The sequence below is a fragment of the Sporolactobacillus terrae DSM 11697 genome (assembly GCF_000648615.1).
Classification (GTDB): Bacteria; Bacillota; Bacilli; order Bacillales; family Sporolactobacillaceae; genus Sporolactobacillus; species Sporolactobacillus terrae.
On sequence record NZ_JFZC01000063.1, the window covers coordinates 1 to 17,989 of the forward strand.

At 48.5% G+C, this 17,989-nt stretch carries 19 protein-coding genes; 15 read left to right on the forward strand and 4 right to left on the reverse strand.

The features are described from left to right. The first annotated feature begins 254 nt into the window (after positions 1-254). Positions 255-1,802, forward strand: a complete 1,548-nt coding sequence (locus AA84_RS0112295) for a glycoside hydrolase family 32 protein (protein WP_028977448.1) — start codon at positions 255-257, stop codon at positions 1,800-1,802. Between the two features lie 123 nt (positions 1,803-1,925). On the opposite strand, the gene AA84_RS0112300 is transcribed toward AA84_RS0112295, so the two are convergent. Further along, positions 1,926-4,859, reverse strand: coding sequence for an insulinase family protein (locus AA84_RS0112300; RefSeq protein WP_028977449.1), 2,934 nt, complete (start codon positions 4,857-4,859; stop codon positions 1,926-1,928). Positions 4,860-5,072: 213 nt separating this feature from the next. Between AA84_RS0112300 and AA84_RS0112305 the strand changes: the two genes are divergently transcribed. From AA84_RS0112305 to AA84_RS0112315, 3 genes are all read left to right on the forward strand, one after another. Next, positions 5,073-5,483: a DUF1801 domain-containing protein gene (locus AA84_RS0112305; protein WP_037563621.1), complete on the forward strand. Its 411-nt coding sequence runs from the start codon at positions 5,073-5,075 to the stop codon at positions 5,481-5,483. 135 nt (positions 5,484-5,618) lie between these two features. Beyond that, positions 5,619-6,452 carry an aldo/keto reductase gene (locus tag AA84_RS0112310; protein ID WP_028977451.1) on the forward strand — a complete coding sequence of 278 codons (834 nt, stop codon included), beginning with the start codon at positions 5,619-5,621 and terminating at the stop codon, positions 6,450-6,452. Positions 6,453-6,711: 259 nt separating this feature from the next. Further along, a complete protein-coding gene (locus tag AA84_RS0112315) occupies positions 6,712-7,098 on the forward strand; it encodes a hypothetical protein (protein ID WP_028977452.1) in 387 nt (128 codons plus the stop codon). Between the two features lie 319 nt (positions 7,099-7,417). On the opposite strand, the gene hemH is transcribed toward AA84_RS0112315, so the two are convergent. After that, positions 7,418-8,404, reverse strand: coding sequence for a ferrochelatase (gene hemH, locus AA84_RS0112320; protein WP_028977453.1), 987 nt, complete (start codon positions 8,402-8,404; stop codon positions 7,418-7,420). 288 nt (positions 8,405-8,692) lie between these two features. Here hemH and AA84_RS0112325 point away from each other — a divergent pair, with 288 nt between their 5' ends. The 7 genes from AA84_RS0112325 (at position 8,693) to AA84_RS0112355 (ending at position 13,452) form a co-directional block, all read left to right on the forward strand. After that, complete coding sequence (locus AA84_RS0112325) at positions 8,693-8,902, forward strand: helix-turn-helix transcriptional regulator (RefSeq protein WP_028977454.1); 210 nt, start codon at positions 8,693-8,695, stop codon at positions 8,900-8,902. Further along, complete coding sequence (locus AA84_RS0112330; protein ID WP_028977455.1) at positions 8,899-9,300, forward strand: hypothetical protein; 402 nt, start codon at positions 8,899-8,901, stop codon at positions 9,298-9,300. Before AA84_RS0112325 ends, AA84_RS0112330 begins: the two co-directional genes overlap by 4 nt. Positions 9,301-9,459: 159 nt before the next feature. Beyond that, on the forward strand, positions 9,460-9,795 hold the full coding sequence (locus AA84_RS0112335; RefSeq protein ID WP_028977456.1) for a winged helix-turn-helix transcriptional regulator: 336 nt from the start codon (positions 9,460-9,462) through the stop codon (positions 9,793-9,795). A gap of 82 nt (positions 9,796-9,877) precedes the next feature. Then, entirely contained in the window at positions 9,878-10,489 is a 612-nt protein-coding gene (locus AA84_RS0112340) for a nitroreductase family protein (protein WP_028977457.1), read from the forward strand. A 687-nt stretch (positions 10,490-11,176) separates the two neighbouring features. After that, positions 11,177-11,992 carry a basic amino acid ABC transporter substrate-binding protein gene (locus AA84_RS0112345; RefSeq protein ID WP_028977458.1) on the forward strand — a complete coding sequence of 272 codons (816 nt, stop codon included), beginning with the start codon at positions 11,177-11,179 and terminating at the stop codon, positions 11,990-11,992. Positions 11,993-12,070: 78 nt separating this feature from the next. Beyond that, positions 12,071-12,730: an amino acid ABC transporter permease gene (locus AA84_RS0112350; RefSeq protein WP_028977459.1), complete on the forward strand. Its 660-nt coding sequence runs from the start codon at positions 12,071-12,073 to the stop codon at positions 12,728-12,730. Then, the gene (locus tag AA84_RS0112355; RefSeq protein WP_028977460.1) at positions 12,730-13,452 is read left to right on the forward strand and encodes an amino acid ABC transporter ATP-binding protein; all 723 of its coding nucleotides are present in this window, start codon (positions 12,730-12,732) and stop codon (positions 13,450-13,452) included. Before AA84_RS0112350 ends, AA84_RS0112355 begins: the two co-directional genes overlap by 1 nt. Positions 13,453-13,523: 71 nt before the next feature. Here the strand turns inward: AA84_RS0112355 and AA84_RS0112360 are convergent, their stop codons facing one another. Further along, positions 13,524-14,252, reverse strand: coding sequence for an EcsC family protein (locus AA84_RS0112360; RefSeq protein WP_028977461.1), 729 nt, complete (start codon positions 14,250-14,252; stop codon positions 13,524-13,526). 408 nt (positions 14,253-14,660) lie between these two features. On the opposite strand from AA84_RS0112360, the gene AA84_RS0112370 reads away from it, so the two are divergent. Both AA84_RS0112370 and AA84_RS0112375 read left to right on the forward strand, forming a co-directional pair. After that, positions 14,661-15,113, forward strand: coding sequence for a hypothetical protein (locus AA84_RS0112370; protein WP_028977463.1), 453 nt, complete (start codon positions 14,661-14,663; stop codon positions 15,111-15,113). 88 nt (positions 15,114-15,201) lie between these two features. After that, the gene (locus AA84_RS0112375) at positions 15,202-15,534 is read left to right on the forward strand and encodes a hypothetical protein (protein WP_028977464.1); all 333 of its coding nucleotides are present in this window, start codon (positions 15,202-15,204) and stop codon (positions 15,532-15,534) included. Between the two features lie 159 nt (positions 15,535-15,693). Here the strand turns inward: AA84_RS0112375 and AA84_RS0112385 are convergent, their stop codons facing one another. Then, entirely contained in the window at positions 15,694-16,065 is a 372-nt protein-coding gene (locus AA84_RS0112385; RefSeq protein WP_010026491.1) for a ParB N-terminal domain-containing protein, read from the reverse strand. Positions 16,066-16,236: 171 nt separating this feature from the next. Between AA84_RS0112385 and AA84_RS0112390 the strand changes: the two genes are divergently transcribed. Together AA84_RS0112390 and AA84_RS0112395 are read left to right on the forward strand one after the other, a co-directional pair. Continuing rightward, entirely contained in the window at positions 16,237-16,728 is a 492-nt protein-coding gene (locus AA84_RS0112390) for a YbaK/EbsC family protein (RefSeq protein WP_028977465.1), read from the forward strand. Between the two features lie 156 nt (positions 16,729-16,884). Then, positions 16,885-17,724 carry a DUF4097 family beta strand repeat-containing protein gene (locus tag AA84_RS0112395; RefSeq protein WP_028977466.1) on the forward strand — a complete coding sequence of 280 codons (840 nt, stop codon included), beginning with the start codon at positions 16,885-16,887 and terminating at the stop codon, positions 17,722-17,724. The last annotated feature ends 265 nt before the right edge of the window (positions 17,725-17,989 follow it).

Sequence of the window (17,989 nt, forward strand, 5' to 3'; positions counted from 1 at the left end):
TGTCTGAGGAGGCTCGCGGTGCGCCCGCGGCAAGCGAGTAACCGAAGCGGCGATTCAGCACCGAAAAGACAGGAGACCATCATACATGTATGAAGAAACTTTCCTAAAGGAACTTTCGCTAAGTGCGCATACGTCCTGTATGCAACGCGAAAGCCACCGCATCCTGCGGAAGTAAGGACCGGGCGCTTTTTGCCCGGTTTTTCTCATTTTCGGGAAAAATAGACGAGAATAGAAAGCCATAAGGAGCATTATATATGAAAAATTTAAGAACCCGACGGCTCATCATTGCAGGCGCGCTGGTCATGATCGGTTTGCTGCTCCTACAAGTCCTCGCGCCGCTGCAACCGGAAAAGAAGCCGACCGTTGAGACAGAGGAGCATTCCTATCGTCCCGTGTATCACTTTTCCGTACCGGACAAATGGATGAATGATCCACAGCGGCCGCTCTATTTTGATGGAACTTTTCATTATTATTATTTGTACAACCGTGATTACCCGAAAGGGAACGGAACAGAGTGGCGCCAAGCAACGTCAAAAGATCTGGTTCACTGGACGGACAAGGGCGTTGCAATACCGAAATACACGAACAAAAATGGCGACATTTGGACTGGCTCGGTTGTGCGTGATTCGCAGAATACGGCAGGATTTGGGAAAAATGCACTTGTCGCGATCGTGACGCAACCGCCCGATGGCCGCAGCCAGGAACAATTTCTCTGGTACAGCACCGATGGCGGCAAGACTTTTAAACAGGATCACGAACAGCCGGTTCTGCCCAATCCTGGGGTCAAGGACTTCCGTGATCCAAAGGTCATTTGGGATACCGCCCGCAAAAAATGGGTGTTGCTGCTTGCCGAAGGAGCGAAAATCGGTTTCTATGAATCGGAAAATTTGAAGGATTGGCGCTATACGAGCGGGTTTACGTCAGAGAACATCGGTCTGATTGAATGCCCGGATCTGTTTCAGCTGCGCGCCGCCGATGGTACAGTTAAATGGGTACTCGGTGCGAGCGCCAATGGACGAGTGTCGGGCCAACCGAACACCTATGCTTACTGGGTCGGCAATTTTGATGGTGAACAATTTACGGCCGATCAGGCAGCGCCGCAATGGCTCGATTATGGCTTCGATTGGTATGCCGCTGTTACCTTCGAAAACGAGAATCCGACGCACCGTCTAGATTCTCGCTATGCAATTGCCTGGATGAACAACTGGGATTATCCGAACGCCACGCCAACCATGGACGAGGATTTCAATGGCGTTAACTCCATTGTGCGCACGATTCACTTAGCGAAACATGGGCAACAGCATAGCCTCATCTCGAAACCGATTGGCGCGCTCAATGAACGGACAACAGCGACGCAGCAACCGAGAACCATCCGCGTGAACGGAAACAAATCGCTGGGCGCAAGCGGTACCGCCTATCAGATTGAGACCGATATCTCTTGGACGGATGCACGCAACATTGGCTTACGACTGCGCGAATCAAGCAATAAGAAACGGCATATCGACGTCGGCATTCTCACAGAAGACCATGCCCTCTACGTCAATCGCCGCCTCACAAACCATCCGGATGACAAAAAACAGAGCGTCGAAAGCCGCGCGCCCATTTCGCCGAAAGCAAAGAAAATCCATCTAAAAATACTCGTCGACAAAACGAGCATTGAAGTCTTCACCGGCGACGGGCGCACCGTCCTGACCAACGAAGCATTTCCACCGCTCACTGATCAAGGCATCAGCCTGTACGCAGAAGGAGGAACCGCCGTCTTCAGCCATTTCAAGATCGAACAATTCAGACCGATCCAATGAAAAAATGCAGCAAGGACCGCCGCGAGTTAAAGCGAAACGCCGAGAAGTTAAAGCAAAATGCGAATCGACGCGAAAAAAGAGCAGCCCGTTGAAATGGGACTGCTCTTTTCACCTCTTTTTTATTCAGTCAAAGACATTGACGCATTCTTTGAACAAGGCTTGGTTTTCTTTGATCTTTGTTTCACTGCCGAGTACGCAGACGAGTCCTTGATCGGTGACTGCTTTAAGCAGTTTGCCAAAGGCTTGGATGTCGCTTTGGTTCGTATCAAGCACGTTGTCGCGTGTTTCTTGAATATCGGCTTGTGTAATCTTTTTGAAGTACTGCGCGTCTGCAAGGCTGCCTTTGGCTCGCGGCGTCTGCGGTGTCTCCAAATCCGAAAGTGTACCGATGATGTATTTGGTCATTTCGAAATCATCGGCATCGAAGGACTCAGCAAAGGCTGCTGCTTGATCGTAAACGGCTAGTGTTTCCTGCAAGTTCGGATCGCGGTAGGACCAGAATACCATGTTCCCGGCCGACTCAAGCGCAAGCCCGCAGCCGTAGGCACCACCCATGACGCGCACCTGATTCCACAGATAGTCCAGTGACAAGATTTTTTTCAGCACTTGCAGTTTGCCGCTGTAGTCATAGCCGAGCGCTTTGAAGTTTGCACCTTTGGCAGCATATTGGACTTTGCTTGAGGTCATCAAGCCTTCGTTTTTGGCTTCGGGTTCCGGTAGCTTCTGCGCGCTGCGTTCCGGAGCCGCCGCTTGTTCCTGCAAGTCGAGCACTGGGAACGCTTTTTCAACGGCACTGAAAATGGAGCTGTCGCCGGTGACGCTTATAACCAGCCCCGCTTTATTGAACAGCAGCTGGGCGAGTGATGCCAAGCTTTGCGAGAACTCACTGAAGCGGGCGTCCCAGTTCTTGTCCAGATCGGTAATGAAACGGTAAAAATCAAGTCCGCGCAGCCTCTCGCCATAAGCGGCTGCCTGCGAGAAATAGGAGCCGAGCCGGCGAACAACCACCGACTGACCATTTTGGTTGAACGACATTTCAATTCGCGACTTGATTTCTTTGACAATTTCACGAATACGCGCACCATTGTCAAACTTGGTATGGTAGATGATCTCGTGAATCAAACCAAATGCTTGTGCCAGTTTTTCCGTCAGTACTTTGGTCTTCACCGAGAATTTCGGCGCATAGGCATCATCATCGGCCTTGTCGCCAAACGTTTGGTTGTCGAAGTCGATGCCGCCGCTCTGAATGTTGATCTCGCTGACTAGGTCTGCGTATTTGTAGTTTTCCGTATCGACCTTGCCCAGAATTTCCTGAAGCAGCGTCAAGGTTGAGATCTGATCGGCAGGTACGTCCGATGCATCAAAGTACAGGTTCACGTAGGCAATTTTATTGGTCTCCAGTTCGTGTTTGAGCGTTTTGACGCCATCAATCTCCACTTCCTCAATCGGCAGTTCTTCTGCTTTGCGGTCAATATCCGAAAGCGACAGCATCGGAATTTTGCGCAAGTCTTCCGGCTTGTCGGCGCTAGACTGGCGTTCCTTTAGTTTAGTCGTTTCTTCAATAATCTGTTTGACGCCGTCCGCGCTCAGATTTTCTTTGACATCGGCAAGCTTCTTCTCCACCAGCTTCGCTTCTTTGTCCGCGATCGTTTTCGATGGGGCGATGGTGACAAAGGTCTGGTGATTGCTGCGCAGCAAGTACTGATCGATCAACGTTTCGAAATAGTTGCTTGTTAATGCCTGCTTGATTTTTGTCAAGGTGTCTTCGAATTTTAGGTGCATGAATGGGTCTTCATCGTAGAGCCAGCTGTCCATAGCCATGATGCTGTAGATGAGCCCTTTCGGCATCGAGCCATAATCGGCCTCACGTAGCTGGAACTCTTTGACGTTGATCGCCGCTTCGATCTGTTTTTTATCGAGACCATCTTTTACGTATTGGTGCAGCGTGTCGAAGACGACTTTTTTAAAGGCTTCTTTTTGATCTTCATTCGCATTTTTTACATTAATGGAGAAAAACGGCTGGCGGATGCTGTTGTCGTAGGCACCGAACACATCCTGACCGATGCCGGCATCGAGAATCGCTTTTTTGAGCGGCGCTGCCGGACTATCAAGCAGAATATAGTCGAGAATGTCGAAGGCCAGATAGGTTTCCGGGTTCGTCGATTCAGAAACCGCGAAGTTCATGCTCAGGTAGGTTTTGTCCTTCAAGTCGGAGTCAGGCAGAACCGGATACTCCTTGATCGTTTCATTGATTTTGCCGATCGGTTGCTGAACAGCAATCGATGAATCCACGTCAATTCGCTCATACGTACTGAGGTATTCCTTATCGAGAAAGGCAAGCTTTTCTTCAAGATCAAGATTACCGTATAAAAAGATGTAGCTGTTGGCCGGGCTGTAATACTTTTTATGGCAGTCGACAAAGTACGCGTAGGTCAACTCGGGAATGTAGAGCGGATCACCGCCCGATTCGAATCCATAGGCTGTATCCGGGAACAGTGAACTCTGGTTGGCGCGCATCAGCAACCCCTCCGGCGAAGAGAAGGCGCCCTTCATTTCGTTGTAGACAACGCCTTTGTAATGGAGCGGATCGTCGGCATTTTCCAGCTCGTAATGCCAGCCTTCCTGCTGCAGGATTTCCTTGTATTTATAAATGTTCGGATGAAAAACGGCATCGAGATAGACGTCCATCAGATTTTTAAAATCTTTGTCATTTTTACTAGCGACCGGATACATCGTTTTATCGCTGAACGTGAATGCATTCAAAAAGGTATTGAGCGAACCTTTGAGCAGCTCAACGAACGGTTCTTTTACCGGATATTTATCCGATCCGCACAGAACCGAGTGCTCAAGAATGTGAAAAACACCGGTGTTATTTTCCGGAGGCGTACGGAAACTGATCGAGAAAACCTTATTGTCATCGTCATTTTTCAAAAACAATAACCGTGCGCCGCTTTTCTCGTGCTCGAACACATACGCATCAGAGTGAATGTCCTGAATGCTGTCCTTGTGGAGCAGACGAAAACCATGGACAACCTTGTTTTGAGTGAGTGCTTCCATTAAATAACCTCCCGTTTTAACCTGTTTCGTCCCCAAGCTCATTATGCTGAGCGCAAAAAGACAATAGTTTTATTATACAATACGAACTAGAAAAAAATGCCTGTGACAAACTGAAGCTTTTGCAGGCGAGCATCTTTGTTTAAAATGTACAGAAAGACACATTTTCATACGACAAACGAGTTGAGGTGAGCCGAATTGGCTGATGAGGCAAAAATGAAAGAAAATGAAAACAGCGTCATTGCATTTATTGAACACGTGGAACATCCGCGTAAAAAGGCGGATGCCTACAAGCTGCTTGAGTTGTTTACAGAAACCGTCGGTGTTCAAGCGAAAATGTGGGGACCAAGCATCATCGGCTTTGGATCGTATCACTACAAATATGCTTCCGGACACGAAGGAGACGCACCACTGACCGGATTTTCGCCGCGCAAAGCGAAGATCAGCTTGTACCTTATGATGACCGATGAAGCATACGAAAAATTCGCTGCTGATTTTGGAAAACATACACGTGGCAAAGCCTGCATCTATGTGAACAAGCTCGCCGACATCAACTGCGATGTCCTGCAGGAAATGATCCGCACGTCTGTTGCGTTTGCCAAAAAAATGGATCGGCCGAGGGAATGAGCACTAATCGAGCGCGAATCATGAAAACATAAGCAAGGGAACTTTTTGGTAACTACCGCACAATAAGGTGCGTACTGTTCGTCAAAGGCGACATCCGTTACACTGAGTAAAGCATGTATCAGAGGAGGATGATCGATGACACAGACCACGGTTACATTAAATAATGATGTCGAGATGCCGCTTGAAGGACTCGGCGTATTCCGGGTGGAAGACCAAGCGGTTGCGGCTCAATCGGTACAAGCCGCAATACGCGCAGGCTATCGATTGATCGACACGGCTGCGATTTATCAAAATGAACAAGGCGTTGGCGAAGGGATTAAAGCCGCATGCAAAGAAACCGGCTTAAAACGCAAAGACCTGTTCATCACCTCAAAAGTATGGAACGCGGATCAAGGCTACGCATCAACCCTAAAGGCATACCAGGACAGCCTCGACCGGCTCGGTCTTGACTACCTGGATCTGTATCTGATTCACTGGCCGGTTGAAGGAAGGTACAAGGAAACATGGCGCGCCATGGAACATCTCTATAAGGAAGGAAAAGTCCGTGCGATCGGCGTCAGCAACTTCCAGATCCATCATCTCGAAGATTTGCTAGACGGCGCCGAGGTCGTGCCGGTTGTCAATCAAGTTGAACGCCATCCACGCCTGACTCAGCAACCGCTCAAAGACTTCAGCGAGGCGCATGGCATCCGTCTTGAAGCTTGGGCACCGTTGATGGTCGGCGAGCTGCTTCAAGATAAAACGATCGGTGCGATCGCAGAGAAATACGGAAAATCCGCCGCACAAGTCATCCTCAGATGGCATGTCCAAGGCGGGGTCATCGCCATTCCGAAGTCCGTCAACGAAGGCCGCATCAAAGAAAACTTTGCGATCTTCGACTTCGAACTGACCGAGGCAGACATGGCAGCAATCAACGCCCTGAACCAAGACCACCGCACCGGCGCTGACCCGGATAATTTTGATTTCTAATGAATGAGACAGAAACAACGAAAAACGCGAGAGGATTCTTTTCCTCCCGCGTTTTTTATAGATAAAGAATCAAAGTACTCGATAAATCAGTACCAATCACATTGGACGCATGTGGTCAAGTTGAAGCAGTGGGTCTGAGGCAAATTGACAAATTTTTTTCACACATTTTAAAAGAATCGAGAAATCCTTTGTTATACTAGACTTACAAAAATGAACAGGCATCATGACCTGATCAAACGAGATGAAAGGAGGTGAATACATGAGTGAAAAAGTACTCGAGTTAATTCTCGATAAACTGACAAGTATGGACGACCGCATGGGTAACATGGAGATGCGCATGGGTAACATGGAGATGCGCATGGATCATATGGAAGAAAAGCAGGATCTGATGCAGACACAGCTCGATGAAACCAGCCGTATTCTTAAAGCGGTTTATGATCGACAAGAGGTGTCGGATGCGAAACTGACGGCGCTGAGCAGTGATGTCGATAAGCTGCATGGCGACGTGAAAAATATCGATGAGAAAGTCGATCACAATCAGCAATCCATAGACAAAATGATCGAAAATCAAGCAGCAATTTTTGAAATGCTCGGCGAACATGATGTCTCCATTCGCGCGCTGAAAAAGAAAGCAAGATCATCGTAAGCTGCTGCAGCAATAGGTAAAGATCAACCGCGTCAAAGAATTCCTCAAAACACATCCACCGGCAGCGGTGACTCAACTCCAAAGTCAAATAAAGTCAAAAATGCCGGTGCCGCGCAAAGGTTCCGGCCATTTTTATACCTATCTCAAGGTTTCAATTATACTCTTTATCGCCAATTCGGCATTGCGGTTGGATCACCCTTGGGCGGATGGACCGTCGACTTCTTGATCTTTTTTAACATAAATAAGGATAAAAGGTTTAGTGCAATTTAGTGTAAGCGCGACTAAGGTCTCGCCTTCTCCGAAAGTTTAGCGAAGCTAACTAACAGTTGCTCTTTATTTTGACAGGCATTCGCAGCCTTTGCCTCACCAGATCTTCCAGACAATCGATAAAAAACGGATGGTCATTGACGGCCGGAATATAGTCGAACTGCTGTCCGCCGGCTTCATAGAAAGCGCGGGCGTTTTCCTGCTTGAGTTCTTGCAAGGTTTCCAAACAGTCCGCACTAAAACCCGGAGCAATGACGGCAACGTGGCGCACGCCTTGTCGCCCCAGCTGACGCACGGTATCAATCGTTGCCGGCGTCAGCCATTCCTCGCGACCAAACTTGGACTGAAACGCTTGCGTGATCGCCAAATCCGGCAGCCGGCGCTTCAACTGTTCCGTTGTCAAACGGCAGCGCTCCGGGTAGTCGTCGCCAGCTTCGGCATAGCGCACCGGAATGCCATGATAGGAGAGGAGCAGACGGTCAGGCTTGCCGTGGTTGGCAACATAGTGCCGAACACGCGCTACCAAGGCGGCGATGTAATCGGGATGTACCGGGTAGTCGCGAATAAATAGCAGCTCCGGTACATCGCGCCATCTGGTAAGTGACCGCTGCACACCATCCCAAACAGAACCAACCGTTGTCGACGAATACTGCGGATAGAGCGGCAGCACAAGCAGGCGACGGACCTTTTGCCGATGCAGCTGATCCAAAATGTCGCCTAAACCGGGGCGCCCATAGCTCATCGCCAGGACGACATCGATCCCGGTTTCCGATAGCCGTTCTTGCAGCGCCGCTTGTTGCCTGCGGGCATGAAGGATCAGCGGCGAACCCTCTTCCGTCCATATCAATTTGTAAAGCTTGGCCGATCGTCTCGGCCGCACACGCAGAATAATCCCGTGCAGAATCGGCAGCCACTCCCAGCGCGGTAGATCAATGACACGCGGGTCACTGAGGAATTGTGCCAGATAGCGACGTACCGATTGAGTATCGGCAGCCTCCGGAGTCCCCAAATTGACGAGCAGTACCGCAGTTTTTTCCATAGATAAAGCCCCGTTTCGATCAGAATAAGTTAAGTGTACCAAAGATCAGTCGATTCGGATCAACCGCCCCAAAAAAAGATTTCTAATCGAGGCAGGTGCTTGTGAATTCCTGTAGAAAAGGCCCTGTTTCTATATTCTGGATCTCTCTCAGCGGTGCAGCGGTCGTCCGGATGGGCATGATGGCGGAAAGGAGTTCGTGGTCGTGTCGTGTAAAGGTATATTTACATGAGGCGAGGAAACTGATATATTGGGTGTAAAGATATCTTTACTCACTGAAAGGAAATTCCTATGCGTGTTGTCAATCATATTCGTGAACTTCGCCTGAAGAATGGGATCACACAGATAAGAATGGCTCAGGATTTGAAAATCACGCGCCAAACGGTAAACGCAATTGAGAAAAACAAATACAATCCGAGTTTGGAACTTGCTCTGAAATTAATCAAGTATTTTAACGTACCCATCGAAGAATTGTTTTATCTGGAAGGAGACAAGGAATGAAAAAGAAACAGTGGGAGCGGCTCATGATTGCGATAGTCTTGCTTTGCACAATAATTGGAGGATTTATCGGGCTGACCATTGCCGATGTGACCATTGATTTTAGCCTTGCAGCAGCAATCATTTGTGCACCGCTGCTCGGGCTTCTGCCAAGATTTTTCTTAGCCGCCCGACATAAGAAAAAGATGGGGAATATTCCGGAAGCGGATGAACGCACGGCATTAATTTTGAAACGCTATTTTCTTGGTGTTCTGTACGTCGTCTTGTTTGGCAGCGGCGCGGCTCTGCTTGTCCTTTATGCCATGGGCGTCGAATCCATTGAAACCGGGCTGCTGATTGTATCGATGATGGTTCTGTATGTATCGATCGCGATTGGCACACTGATTGCGGCAAAATTGTGAAAAATTTTATGGAAATCACGCAGATTGCGGCGATCATGGCCGTTTATCGGAGTGGAAAAGCGCCTCAGCATGGCTAGAATAACGAAAATCATTTATAATAAATAAAAGTTAGTAGGTGATCTATTGTATGTATAGGACAATAGATGAGGAGGGATGACCATGGAACGAGAAATCTCAGTGTGTCCCAAATTAGAAAAGGCATTTAAAATTTTAGGGAAAAAGTGGAACGGTTTGATTATAGAAGTACTGCTCATTGGGGAAACTCATTTCAGTACGATCTCCTCGGCAATCCCGGAACTCAGTGACCGCATGCTGTCGGCAAGGCTCAGGGAGCTGGAGGAGATGGGCATTGTCGAACGGCTCGTGGATACCGGATACCCAGTCCAGGTGAGCTACCGGCTAACGGAAATGGGCAAAGGCATCAAACCAATCTTAGACGAAGTACACCGCTGGGCGAATAAATGGTATGCCGATGAAGTACCTGAAAAAAAGTGAGTGCATATTACTGGCTTTTTTTTAATCATAAGCTATACTAATGTAAGTAAAGAAAAATTAATTAGTTAAGGAGTGTTTTTTAATGTCTGAAACCTTTATTGATGCAATTAAGAACCGCAGAAGTATTTATGCACTTGATAAAAATGTAAAAGCAAGCAAGGAAGAAATCGTTAAGGCGATCCAAGAAGCGGTAAAATACGCACCATCCGCATTTAACTCTCAATCGGCACATGCCGTTGTCCTGTTCGGCGATGAAAGCGCAAAGATCTGGGGCGAAGGCGGTTTTGCTGAAGCCGCACTGCGCAAGGTTATTCCTGAAGGACAGTCCTTCGAATCAACCGCGCAAAAACTAGCCTCCTTCAATGCCGGTGTCGGCACGGTGCTGTTCTACGAAGATCAGGATGTGGTCAAAGGCCTACAGGAAAAATTCGCGCTGTACGCAGACAATTTCCCGATCTGGTCGGAACACAGCACAGGAATCGCGCAGTTCTCTGTTTGGACCGCACTTTCCGAGCTCGGTGTGGGCGCTTCCCTGCAGCATTACAACCCACTGATTGATGAAGCCGTACAAAAGGAATTCGACATCCCGGCAAGCTGGAAACTGCGCGCACAAATGCCATTCGGCAACATCGCCGCACCAGCAGCGGAAAAAGACTTTGCACCAATCGATGAACGTGTCAAAGTGATCGGCTGATTCATTTCGATCGCTCAAGATCCGAAGAGCCCCCTCTTCGGGTCTTTTTTTTCTAGGTAAAGAAATACATAAGATTTGGCCCCGACTTCAAACCAATAGACCCGTGTCTTGACCGATAATCAAAGCGGAGGTGCTCTGGCGCCTGCGGGATCGCGCATTGGTGATGCGTGCCAACGAGACCCCGCAGGAAAAATGCGTGTCCGAGTAGGTTCGCGGTGCGCCCGCGGCAAGCGAGCAGCTGTAGTGCCCGTGCACAAAGTGATGAATCAAAGGCGCAGCAAAAGGAACTTTCGCTAATTTAAAGGAACTTTCTTAAAGGAACTTTCCTGATTGTAAAGGAACTTTCGCTAAGTGCGCATACGTCCTGTATGCAACGCGAAAGTCATCACATCCTGTGAAAGTACGTCCTGTATGCAACGCGAAAGTCATCACATCCTGTGAAAGTAAGGACTAGGCTTAGCCGGGTTTTTCACAGGTAAAGACGGTATACGATTTGACTTCTGGCACTGCGATCACCGCATACAAGGGGGGGGGAAGCGAGTCACATTTCCTCAATCTGTCAGCAAACACCAGGAACGCTTCAATTTTTTCAAAATTCAACATTTACTTGCTATTTATTTTGCGAAAAGCGTATAATAAATTTATTAAAAATTGTAAAGAGATCTAACATCAGGGGGAACTCGAAAAATGATAAAGAAATTATCCATAGTCTCACTTTTACTCGCATTTATTCTCGTCTTCACAGCCTGTTCTTCAGGCAGCAGCGGTTCTTCTTCTGAAAAGACATCGAATGCGAAGAAAACCTTGCGTATCGTCAATGATGCAACCTATCCGCCGTTTGAAACGCTTGAAAAAGGCAAGATGGTTGGGTTCGATGTTGATGTGATCAAGGCACTTGCCAAAGCAGCCGGCTACAAATACAAACTGGAAAATGTCGGCTGGGATCCGGTCTTTGCCGAGCTGAAATCAAAAACAGCAGACATGAGTATCTCAGCCATTTCAATAACAGAGGATCGCGAGAAAACGTATGACTTCTCGAATCCATATTACCGTTCGATCAACGAAATCATGGTTCCAAAATCAAGCAAAATAAAATCCGCACAGGATCTGAAGGGCAAAACGGTTGCCGTTCAGCAAGGAACAACCGGTCAATATGCGGTAGAAAAAGTACTTGGAAAAAACAATCCGAAGATTAAAAAATTCAAAACCGTCAACCTTGCGATTATGGAAATGCTCAACCATGGTGCAGATGCAGTGGTTGCCGATAATGGCGTGATGGACTATTATGTAAAGAATAACCCGGGCAAGAACTTGAAAACCGTTGGCGATGAAAAGACATTTGACGGCGAGTTCTACGGCATGATGTATCCGAAGGACAGCAAGCTGAAAGCAACGTTTGATAAAGCAATCAAAAAAATTATTGACGACGGCACCTACACAAAGATTTACAAGAAATGGTTTGATAAAGAACCGGATCTGGACAAGCTGCAAGCAAACAATTAATGAATCATAATAACAAGTAACATTCACAGGTTGCTTAACATTTTGTTAAGCAACCTTTTAGGTTAGGGGAGGATTCAGTTGGGCGTAAACCCTTTAGATATCATCAGAGAATATTTGCCCTTTTTAGCAAGCGGTACGCTGTTCACGATCGGATTTTCACTTGGAGGCATTATTTTTGGAACGATTCTCGGCTTGTTCATCTGCTTTGGGAAAAGGATTCGTAACAAGCTGCTTCGTGCTCCGTTTGTCTGTTACATCACATTTTTTCGCGGCACGCCGCTGTATGTGCAGATTCTGATCATTCACTTCGGTCTGGTACCGCTCATCTTCCATCAATCGAATGGAATCCTTGCCGGCGTTATTGCTCTGTCGCTGAACGAGGCTGCCTACATTGCCGAGGTGTTCCGTGCCGGCATTCAATCGATTGACGAAGGGCAGACCGAAGCAGCACGATCGCTCGGCATGGACCGTTTTCAGGCGATGCGTTACGTTATCCTGCCGCAAGCCGTCCGCCGCGTTCTGCCGCCAATGGGCAATGAATTCATCAGTTTGATCAAAGACAGCTCGCTGATCGCAGCCATTGCAGCGCCGGAATTGACCTATTGGGCACAAGCGATGGGCGCGCAGTACGCGATTGTTTGGACACCATATCTGACGATCTCCTTTATCTATCTAATCCTGACGCTGACCATGAGTTATCTCGTAAATCGCCTAGAAAGAAGGATGGCGACAAAATGATGATTAAAGTAGAAAAACTAAAGAAAACCTTTGGTGAAAATGAAGTACTGAAGGACATCAACCTTGACGTTGAGAAACAGGAAGTCGTCGTTGTCATCGGCCCATCCGGTTCTGGAAAATCAACGCTGCTTCGTTGTATTAATCAGCTGGAGACGATAACCTCAGGGCATGTCTTTATTGAAGGCACCGACATTTCAGACAAGAATGCCAACATTAACAAGATTCGCGAAGACGTAGGAATGGTGTTTCAACAATTCAACCTGTTCCCGCATATGACCGTGCTCGACAATATTATGCTGGCACCAACCAAAGTGAAAAAAGTGAACAAAGATAAAGCGAAGATGAAGGCAATGGACTTACTCGGCAAAGTGGGACTGGCAGAGAAGGCAGATGCCTATCCGGATTCATTGTCCGGCGGGCAGAAGCAGCGCATCGCCATTGCGCGAGCGCTTGCCATGGAACCGAAAATGATGCTGTTTGACGAGCCTACTTCGGCGCTTGATCCGGAAATGGTCGGCGAAGTGCTCGACGTCATGAAACAGCTTGCTGAAGACGGCATGACAATGGTTGTCGTCACCCACGAAATGGGTTTCGCCCGCGAAGTCGGCGACCGCGTCGTTTTTATGGACGGCGGCTACATTGTCGAAGAAAATGAACCGAAAAAGCTGTTCGAACAGCCGCAAGAAGAACGAACCAAAGCCTTTTTAAGTAAAGTGTTATGAAAACGAAACAACCCCCAGGCAACCGAGCACAATTGCCTGGGGGTTTTGCTAATTAAGGACGCGGGTGGAACTTAGTCGATCCATTTAGGGGGCGCACTGAGCAGCCGCAGCCGGTAGCAATTTTTCGCCGTTTCACCCAGCCGGTCAAGCAGATTATAATTAACCACAGCGCCAACCGCCGCACCAATACCCGGCATCAGCTGCAGCATTTTGGCAAAATCAAGATAGTCGCGGTATTCCTGCTGGAACTCTTCCCAGTCTAAGTCCAGAAATTCTTGTTTGCGCGTTTCCCAATGTTCAATTACTGCGAGCGTCTCATCCCGTACTTCATCGCTTGAAAAAGCGAGCTTGAACACTTGCAAAATAAAGACGCGTTCCGCATATTCTTTCGTGTCAAAGCCGTAAACCGACGCCGCGTCAAATAGAAATTTCATTTTGATTGAAAGCAGCAGCGGAAAATCAGCGAGCCCAAGCAGAATGCCACCGGCACCGGTGCCGGCGCCTTCAACAACAGCTGTTTTCCGGTAGTTGGACAACTTCTGTGTGAGTAATTGATCTTTTTCCTCAAGAGATAGACCGGCAGCCTGATCTTTTTTCGTGATCCACTGTGAACCATTCAAGCAGGCCTGAACCATATTTTTAATCGCAACCGTAATCGCATTCATGACCTTGTCAGGAATGTAGCCATTAATCTTTGCTTGAACTTTTTTGGACATCCGGTTCAGCAGGTTCGACGGCTTGCGCATTTTTCGCTTCCAAACCATGATTTCATCATAAGCCTTCAACTCATAATCGTTCATCGGAACCCTCCTTGTTTGATTTACGCGCGCCGATCAACGTGCGTTTCACTTAAAAAGCGAAAACCGCAGCAAAACAAGTGAGCCACCGCACCACTTGCCGGCGACGGCAGCCGGTCGAATTCAAAGGATGGACCGAATTTGGGAAGAAGGTGCGGGGAACAAGGCCAAACCCGGAACATGCTGAACCGTTGAATCCCGCGATCAAAATGAATCTCCAGCCAGTTTTCTTGCCGATAAAAGCAGTGAAAAAGCTGATTCAGACGTAAAAATCAAATTTGGCGATTAACGGGTTCGAACATATTCTAAGTCATTACCCCATTTTTCTGCCTGCGGCCTAGGCGCCCGCCCATCCGGATTTGCGCGCTGGGCATACAGTAGTAACAAATACGATAGGCAGGTGTTTCGAAAATGTATGAGGACCAAAATGGGGATGCATATCCGTACGGCGATGCATCGTACGAATTTGAACCGTACCGTTATGTAAACGATTATGACGATATTTATGTTGATGAGCGTGAACAGCCGCAGCCGTTTTTCATTCCGCCGAATGCGATTCAACAAGAGTTGAACCGCGGCCGTCGCGGCCATTTTTACCGCACGCGTCTAGCAAGTTACAATCAGATGATGCTCATTCAGCTCTTGGGGATCAATCAGAACACGGGCATGGTGAGCATGAACGTTTACTTACCCTGGCAGCGACGCTGGGTTCAGCACCAGGAACATTTTTCCGATATGTCCGGACTCACGTATGTCGGCCCGACGCCTCCGCCGGGCGTTCCATTTCCAAGACCCACGCAGCCGCCGCGTCCGCCGCGCCCATGGTGGTGCCCGCAATTCCCATGGCATCCTGCGTGCAGATAAAAAAAGAAAGCTTAACAGAAAGAGATGGCCCATGCGCGGCGCCATCTCTTTCGTTGTTTGATAAACGATTAAACAAGGGGGAGTAGCGATGTCTTTACTAGTTATAGTTTTGAGTTCGCTGTATTTTTGGTCTATGCTGAGCGGCTTGCATCTTGATGCCAGCGAGCGGCAGCATGCAAAGAAGCTTCACTGGAGGCATCTGCATGGGAAGAAGCGGCATCGCTTATACATCGAGATGGCGATCGCTTTTTTGTTTTGGGTCGGCCTCATAAGCTTATCCTTCAGTCTTGACCATCCATGGATGACGGTGGGCGCGATGATCCTGTTTTTAATCGTTGCCGCGATCAATCTCAAACGCACCGCGTGGCCTGCAGAAAGCGCTTCACAGACCGTCAGCGGCAAACGTTGTGGCGACGCTTGATCAAGCAGATGGATCAAGAAAAAGCTGCTGAAACTCCGCTTTCGGGAAACGATTGGCAATATCCATTTGCGGCATGGACCGACGCGTTGAAGCGATGATCATGCCGCGAAGTGCATCGATGTTTTAGAAAAAAACGAGCGCCGTGGCGCTCGTTGTCGATTAGACTTCCTTATAAACAGTGACTTCTTTAATTTCCGGCAGCAGGCTGTAGGCAGTGAGCCGATGCTGGCCGTCGTACAAACTGAGATCTTTGCCTACGATCATCGGCGGAAGCTTGCCGCCTTCGTGCAGGTGGTCAACCATTTGTTTGACGTTATCGGTGTGATAATCGTCGTAGTTTTCCGGATCATTGGCCCATTCTTTGTACGTGATCAAGTTTTTACCATTATTGCTGAACGTGCAAGGGACGTCGTACAGCGCTTCCTTTGCGATTGTCGTAAGCACAAATTGGTGGTCGTCCGTGCCAAACGCGTCGTTTTGCAGATCACTGTATTGGCTGCAAATCGCTTTTCCTGTTAAAACCTCTCCCATATGCAACCCCTTCTAAACGGTTTCCAAGCCGCAAAATGATGGATGCGGCAATCCTTTTACTCATTATAAAATGCCTCATCCTGCAAAGTAAAGACGATTCTGGCGCGATTTGACAGATGGTAACTTTTTGCTAAACTTAACGTTAATATAACCTGAAGCGGAGGCGCGCGTATGTCGGTAGAAGCAGTGAAGGATTATTTCAGGTCGGTCGGTCGTGAAAAGGATGTCATTGAGCTCGAACTTTCCAGCGCGACGGTGCAGCTGGCTGCGGAACATCTGCATGTTGCACCGGAACGAATTGCGAAAACGCTCGCGTTTCGAGGCGAAAACAAGCAAGGGGCCATAGTTGTCGTCATGGCTGGCGATGCCAAGATTGACAACAAGAAATTCCGCCATGAGTTTGGATTCAAGGCACATATGCTTTCGCCGGAAGAGACGCTTGAACGGGTTGGTCACGCGGTGGGCGGTGTTTGCCCGTTTGCCTTGAAGCATGACTGGCCGGTTTATCTGGATGAATCTCTGAAACGATTTGAGACTGTTTTCCCGGCATGCGGCAGCAGCAACTCAGCAATCGAGCTAACGATTGACGATTTGTATCAATTTGGAAACGGCAAGGCGTGGGTTGACGTCTGCAAGGGCTGGCAGGACGAAGCGGAAGCTTAAGCGGCTAAAACGAAAGGCTTAGTGCAGAATAGAGCGTCGGAGGGTTTCGGAACCTCCGGCGTTCTTTTACACTAGAGGAGCAGGTAAAAACAAACGGCCGGTTTCGCTGACTTGAGGCAAATCGGCCGATCGAATACATGAAAAAGGAGTTTTTCGATGAAACGATTTGCGATTGTACTGGTCATTGTTGCGCTTGCCTATTTCATTATTTTTAAGCCGAGTCCGTTGCTGCCGTTCAGCAAGCAGCAAGCATCAGCCCCGGTCACGAAGCAGGTCGATCAGATCAAGCTTGAAGTTGGCAGCATGCACACCGAGGTCAAATTGAGCGATGACGACCAGGTGCACGCGGAGTTGAAGGGAAGCGGAAGCGTGAACGTGGTACGTTCCGGAAACACGGTTCAGGTGAAAACACGTCGGCCGTTCACTTTTTTTAACTGGTGGAACCGTACGCGCCTGACCGTCAGCATCCCGCGCGACTACGAGCGAGCGCTTGACTTTGCCATTGGTTCCGCAAAACTGGATTTCACCGCTGAACCCGAAACAACCTATACCGCACTGACAGCAGATGTCGCCTCAGGATCGATGACGGCTAAAAATGTGACTGCAGAGAAAAGCACGATTACCGTGCATTCCGGAAATGCCCGTTTAAATCACTGGAAGACTGCATCGGCCGATCTGGTTGTGCGGTCGGGGAACCTCAAGGCAACCGGCTATCGCGGTGGATTTAACGCACAAGTAAACTCCGGAAACCTGACAATGGATGTCGCAAAGCTTACCGGATCGGTCAAAACAACCGTACGCTCCGGACGCGCAAGGATCCATTTGCCACGCGACGCCAGCTTCCGCCTGAAAGGCAACGCAAACAGCGGCTTGATTCAATGCACGCTTGCGCTGAAGGAGAAGGGCAAAGGGGAGAACACGATCGAAGGCGTGCATGGCTCGGGCACGTACACGTTTGATGCTACGGTCAACAGCGGCTTGCTGCATATTAATTGAGTAAATTGGAATAGGGGTTCGGCGATCGTGCCGGGCCTTTTTTCCATTAAGGAAGAAAGCTTATGATTTTGCCCCGTCTTCAAACCCATAGACCCATGTCTTGGCCAAGCATCAAGCGCGAAGATGCGCGACGTGGAATGTTGGGATTGTATCATATTTCTACCTTGTCGGTTTGATTCATGATATTATAGTAGAGTTGCCCGATGCTGATGATCGAACGCCAAGCATCAGCAAGGTTATTCATGAAGGTTTGAGAAAGAAGTGG

Coding starts and splice junctions, on each gene's coding strand:
- AA84_RS0112395 (WP_028977466.1), top strand. CDS start 16,885: ATGAAACGATTTGCGATTGTACTGGTCATTGTTGCGCTTGCCTATTTC.
- AA84_RS0112370 (WP_028977463.1), top strand. CDS start 14,661: ATGTATGAGGACCAAAATGGGGATGCATATCCGTACGGCGATGCATCG.
- AA84_RS0112330 (WP_028977455.1), top strand. CDS start 8,899: ATGAAAAAGAAACAGTGGGAGCGGCTCATGATTGCGATAGTCTTGCTT.
- AA84_RS0112305 (WP_037563621.1), top strand. CDS start 5,073: ATGAAAGAAAATGAAAACAGCGTCATTGCATTTATTGAACACGTGGAA.
- AA84_RS0112345 (WP_028977458.1), top strand. CDS start 11,177: ATGATAAAGAAATTATCCATAGTCTCACTTTTACTCGCATTTATTCTC.
- AA84_RS0112295 (WP_028977448.1), top strand. CDS start 255: ATGAAAAATTTAAGAACCCGACGGCTCATCATTGCAGGCGCGCTGGTC.
- AA84_RS0112390 (WP_028977465.1), top strand. CDS start 16,237: ATGTCGGTAGAAGCAGTGAAGGATTATTTCAGGTCGGTCGGTCGTGAA.
- AA84_RS0112360 (WP_028977461.1), bottom strand. CDS start 14,252: ATGAACGATTATGAGTTGAAGGCTTATGATGAAATCATGGTTTGGAAG.
- AA84_RS0112300 (WP_028977449.1), bottom strand. CDS start 4,859: ATGGAAGCACTCACTCAAAACAAGGTTGTCCATGGTTTTCGTCTGCTC.
- AA84_RS0112340 (WP_028977457.1), top strand. CDS start 9,878: ATGTCTGAAACCTTTATTGATGCAATTAAGAACCGCAGAAGTATTTAT.
- AA84_RS0112375 (WP_028977464.1), top strand. CDS start 15,202: ATGTCTTTACTAGTTATAGTTTTGAGTTCGCTGTATTTTTGGTCTATG.
- AA84_RS0112335 (WP_028977456.1), top strand. CDS start 9,460: ATGGAACGAGAAATCTCAGTGTGTCCCAAATTAGAAAAGGCATTTAAA.
- hemH (WP_028977453.1), bottom strand. CDS start 8,404: ATGGAAAAAACTGCGGTACTGCTCGTCAATTTGGGGACTCCGGAGGCT.
- AA84_RS0112315 (WP_028977452.1), top strand. CDS start 6,712: ATGAGTGAAAAAGTACTCGAGTTAATTCTCGATAAACTGACAAGTATG.
- AA84_RS0112310 (WP_028977451.1), top strand. CDS start 5,619: ATGACACAGACCACGGTTACATTAAATAATGATGTCGAGATGCCGCTT.
- AA84_RS0112325 (WP_028977454.1), top strand. CDS start 8,693: ATGCGTGTTGTCAATCATATTCGTGAACTTCGCCTGAAGAATGGGATC.
- AA84_RS0112355 (WP_028977460.1), top strand. CDS start 12,730: ATGATTAAAGTAGAAAAACTAAAGAAAACCTTTGGTGAAAATGAAGTA.
- AA84_RS0112385 (WP_010026491.1), bottom strand. CDS start 16,065: ATGGGAGAGGTTTTAACAGGAAAAGCGATTTGCAGCCAATACAGTGAT.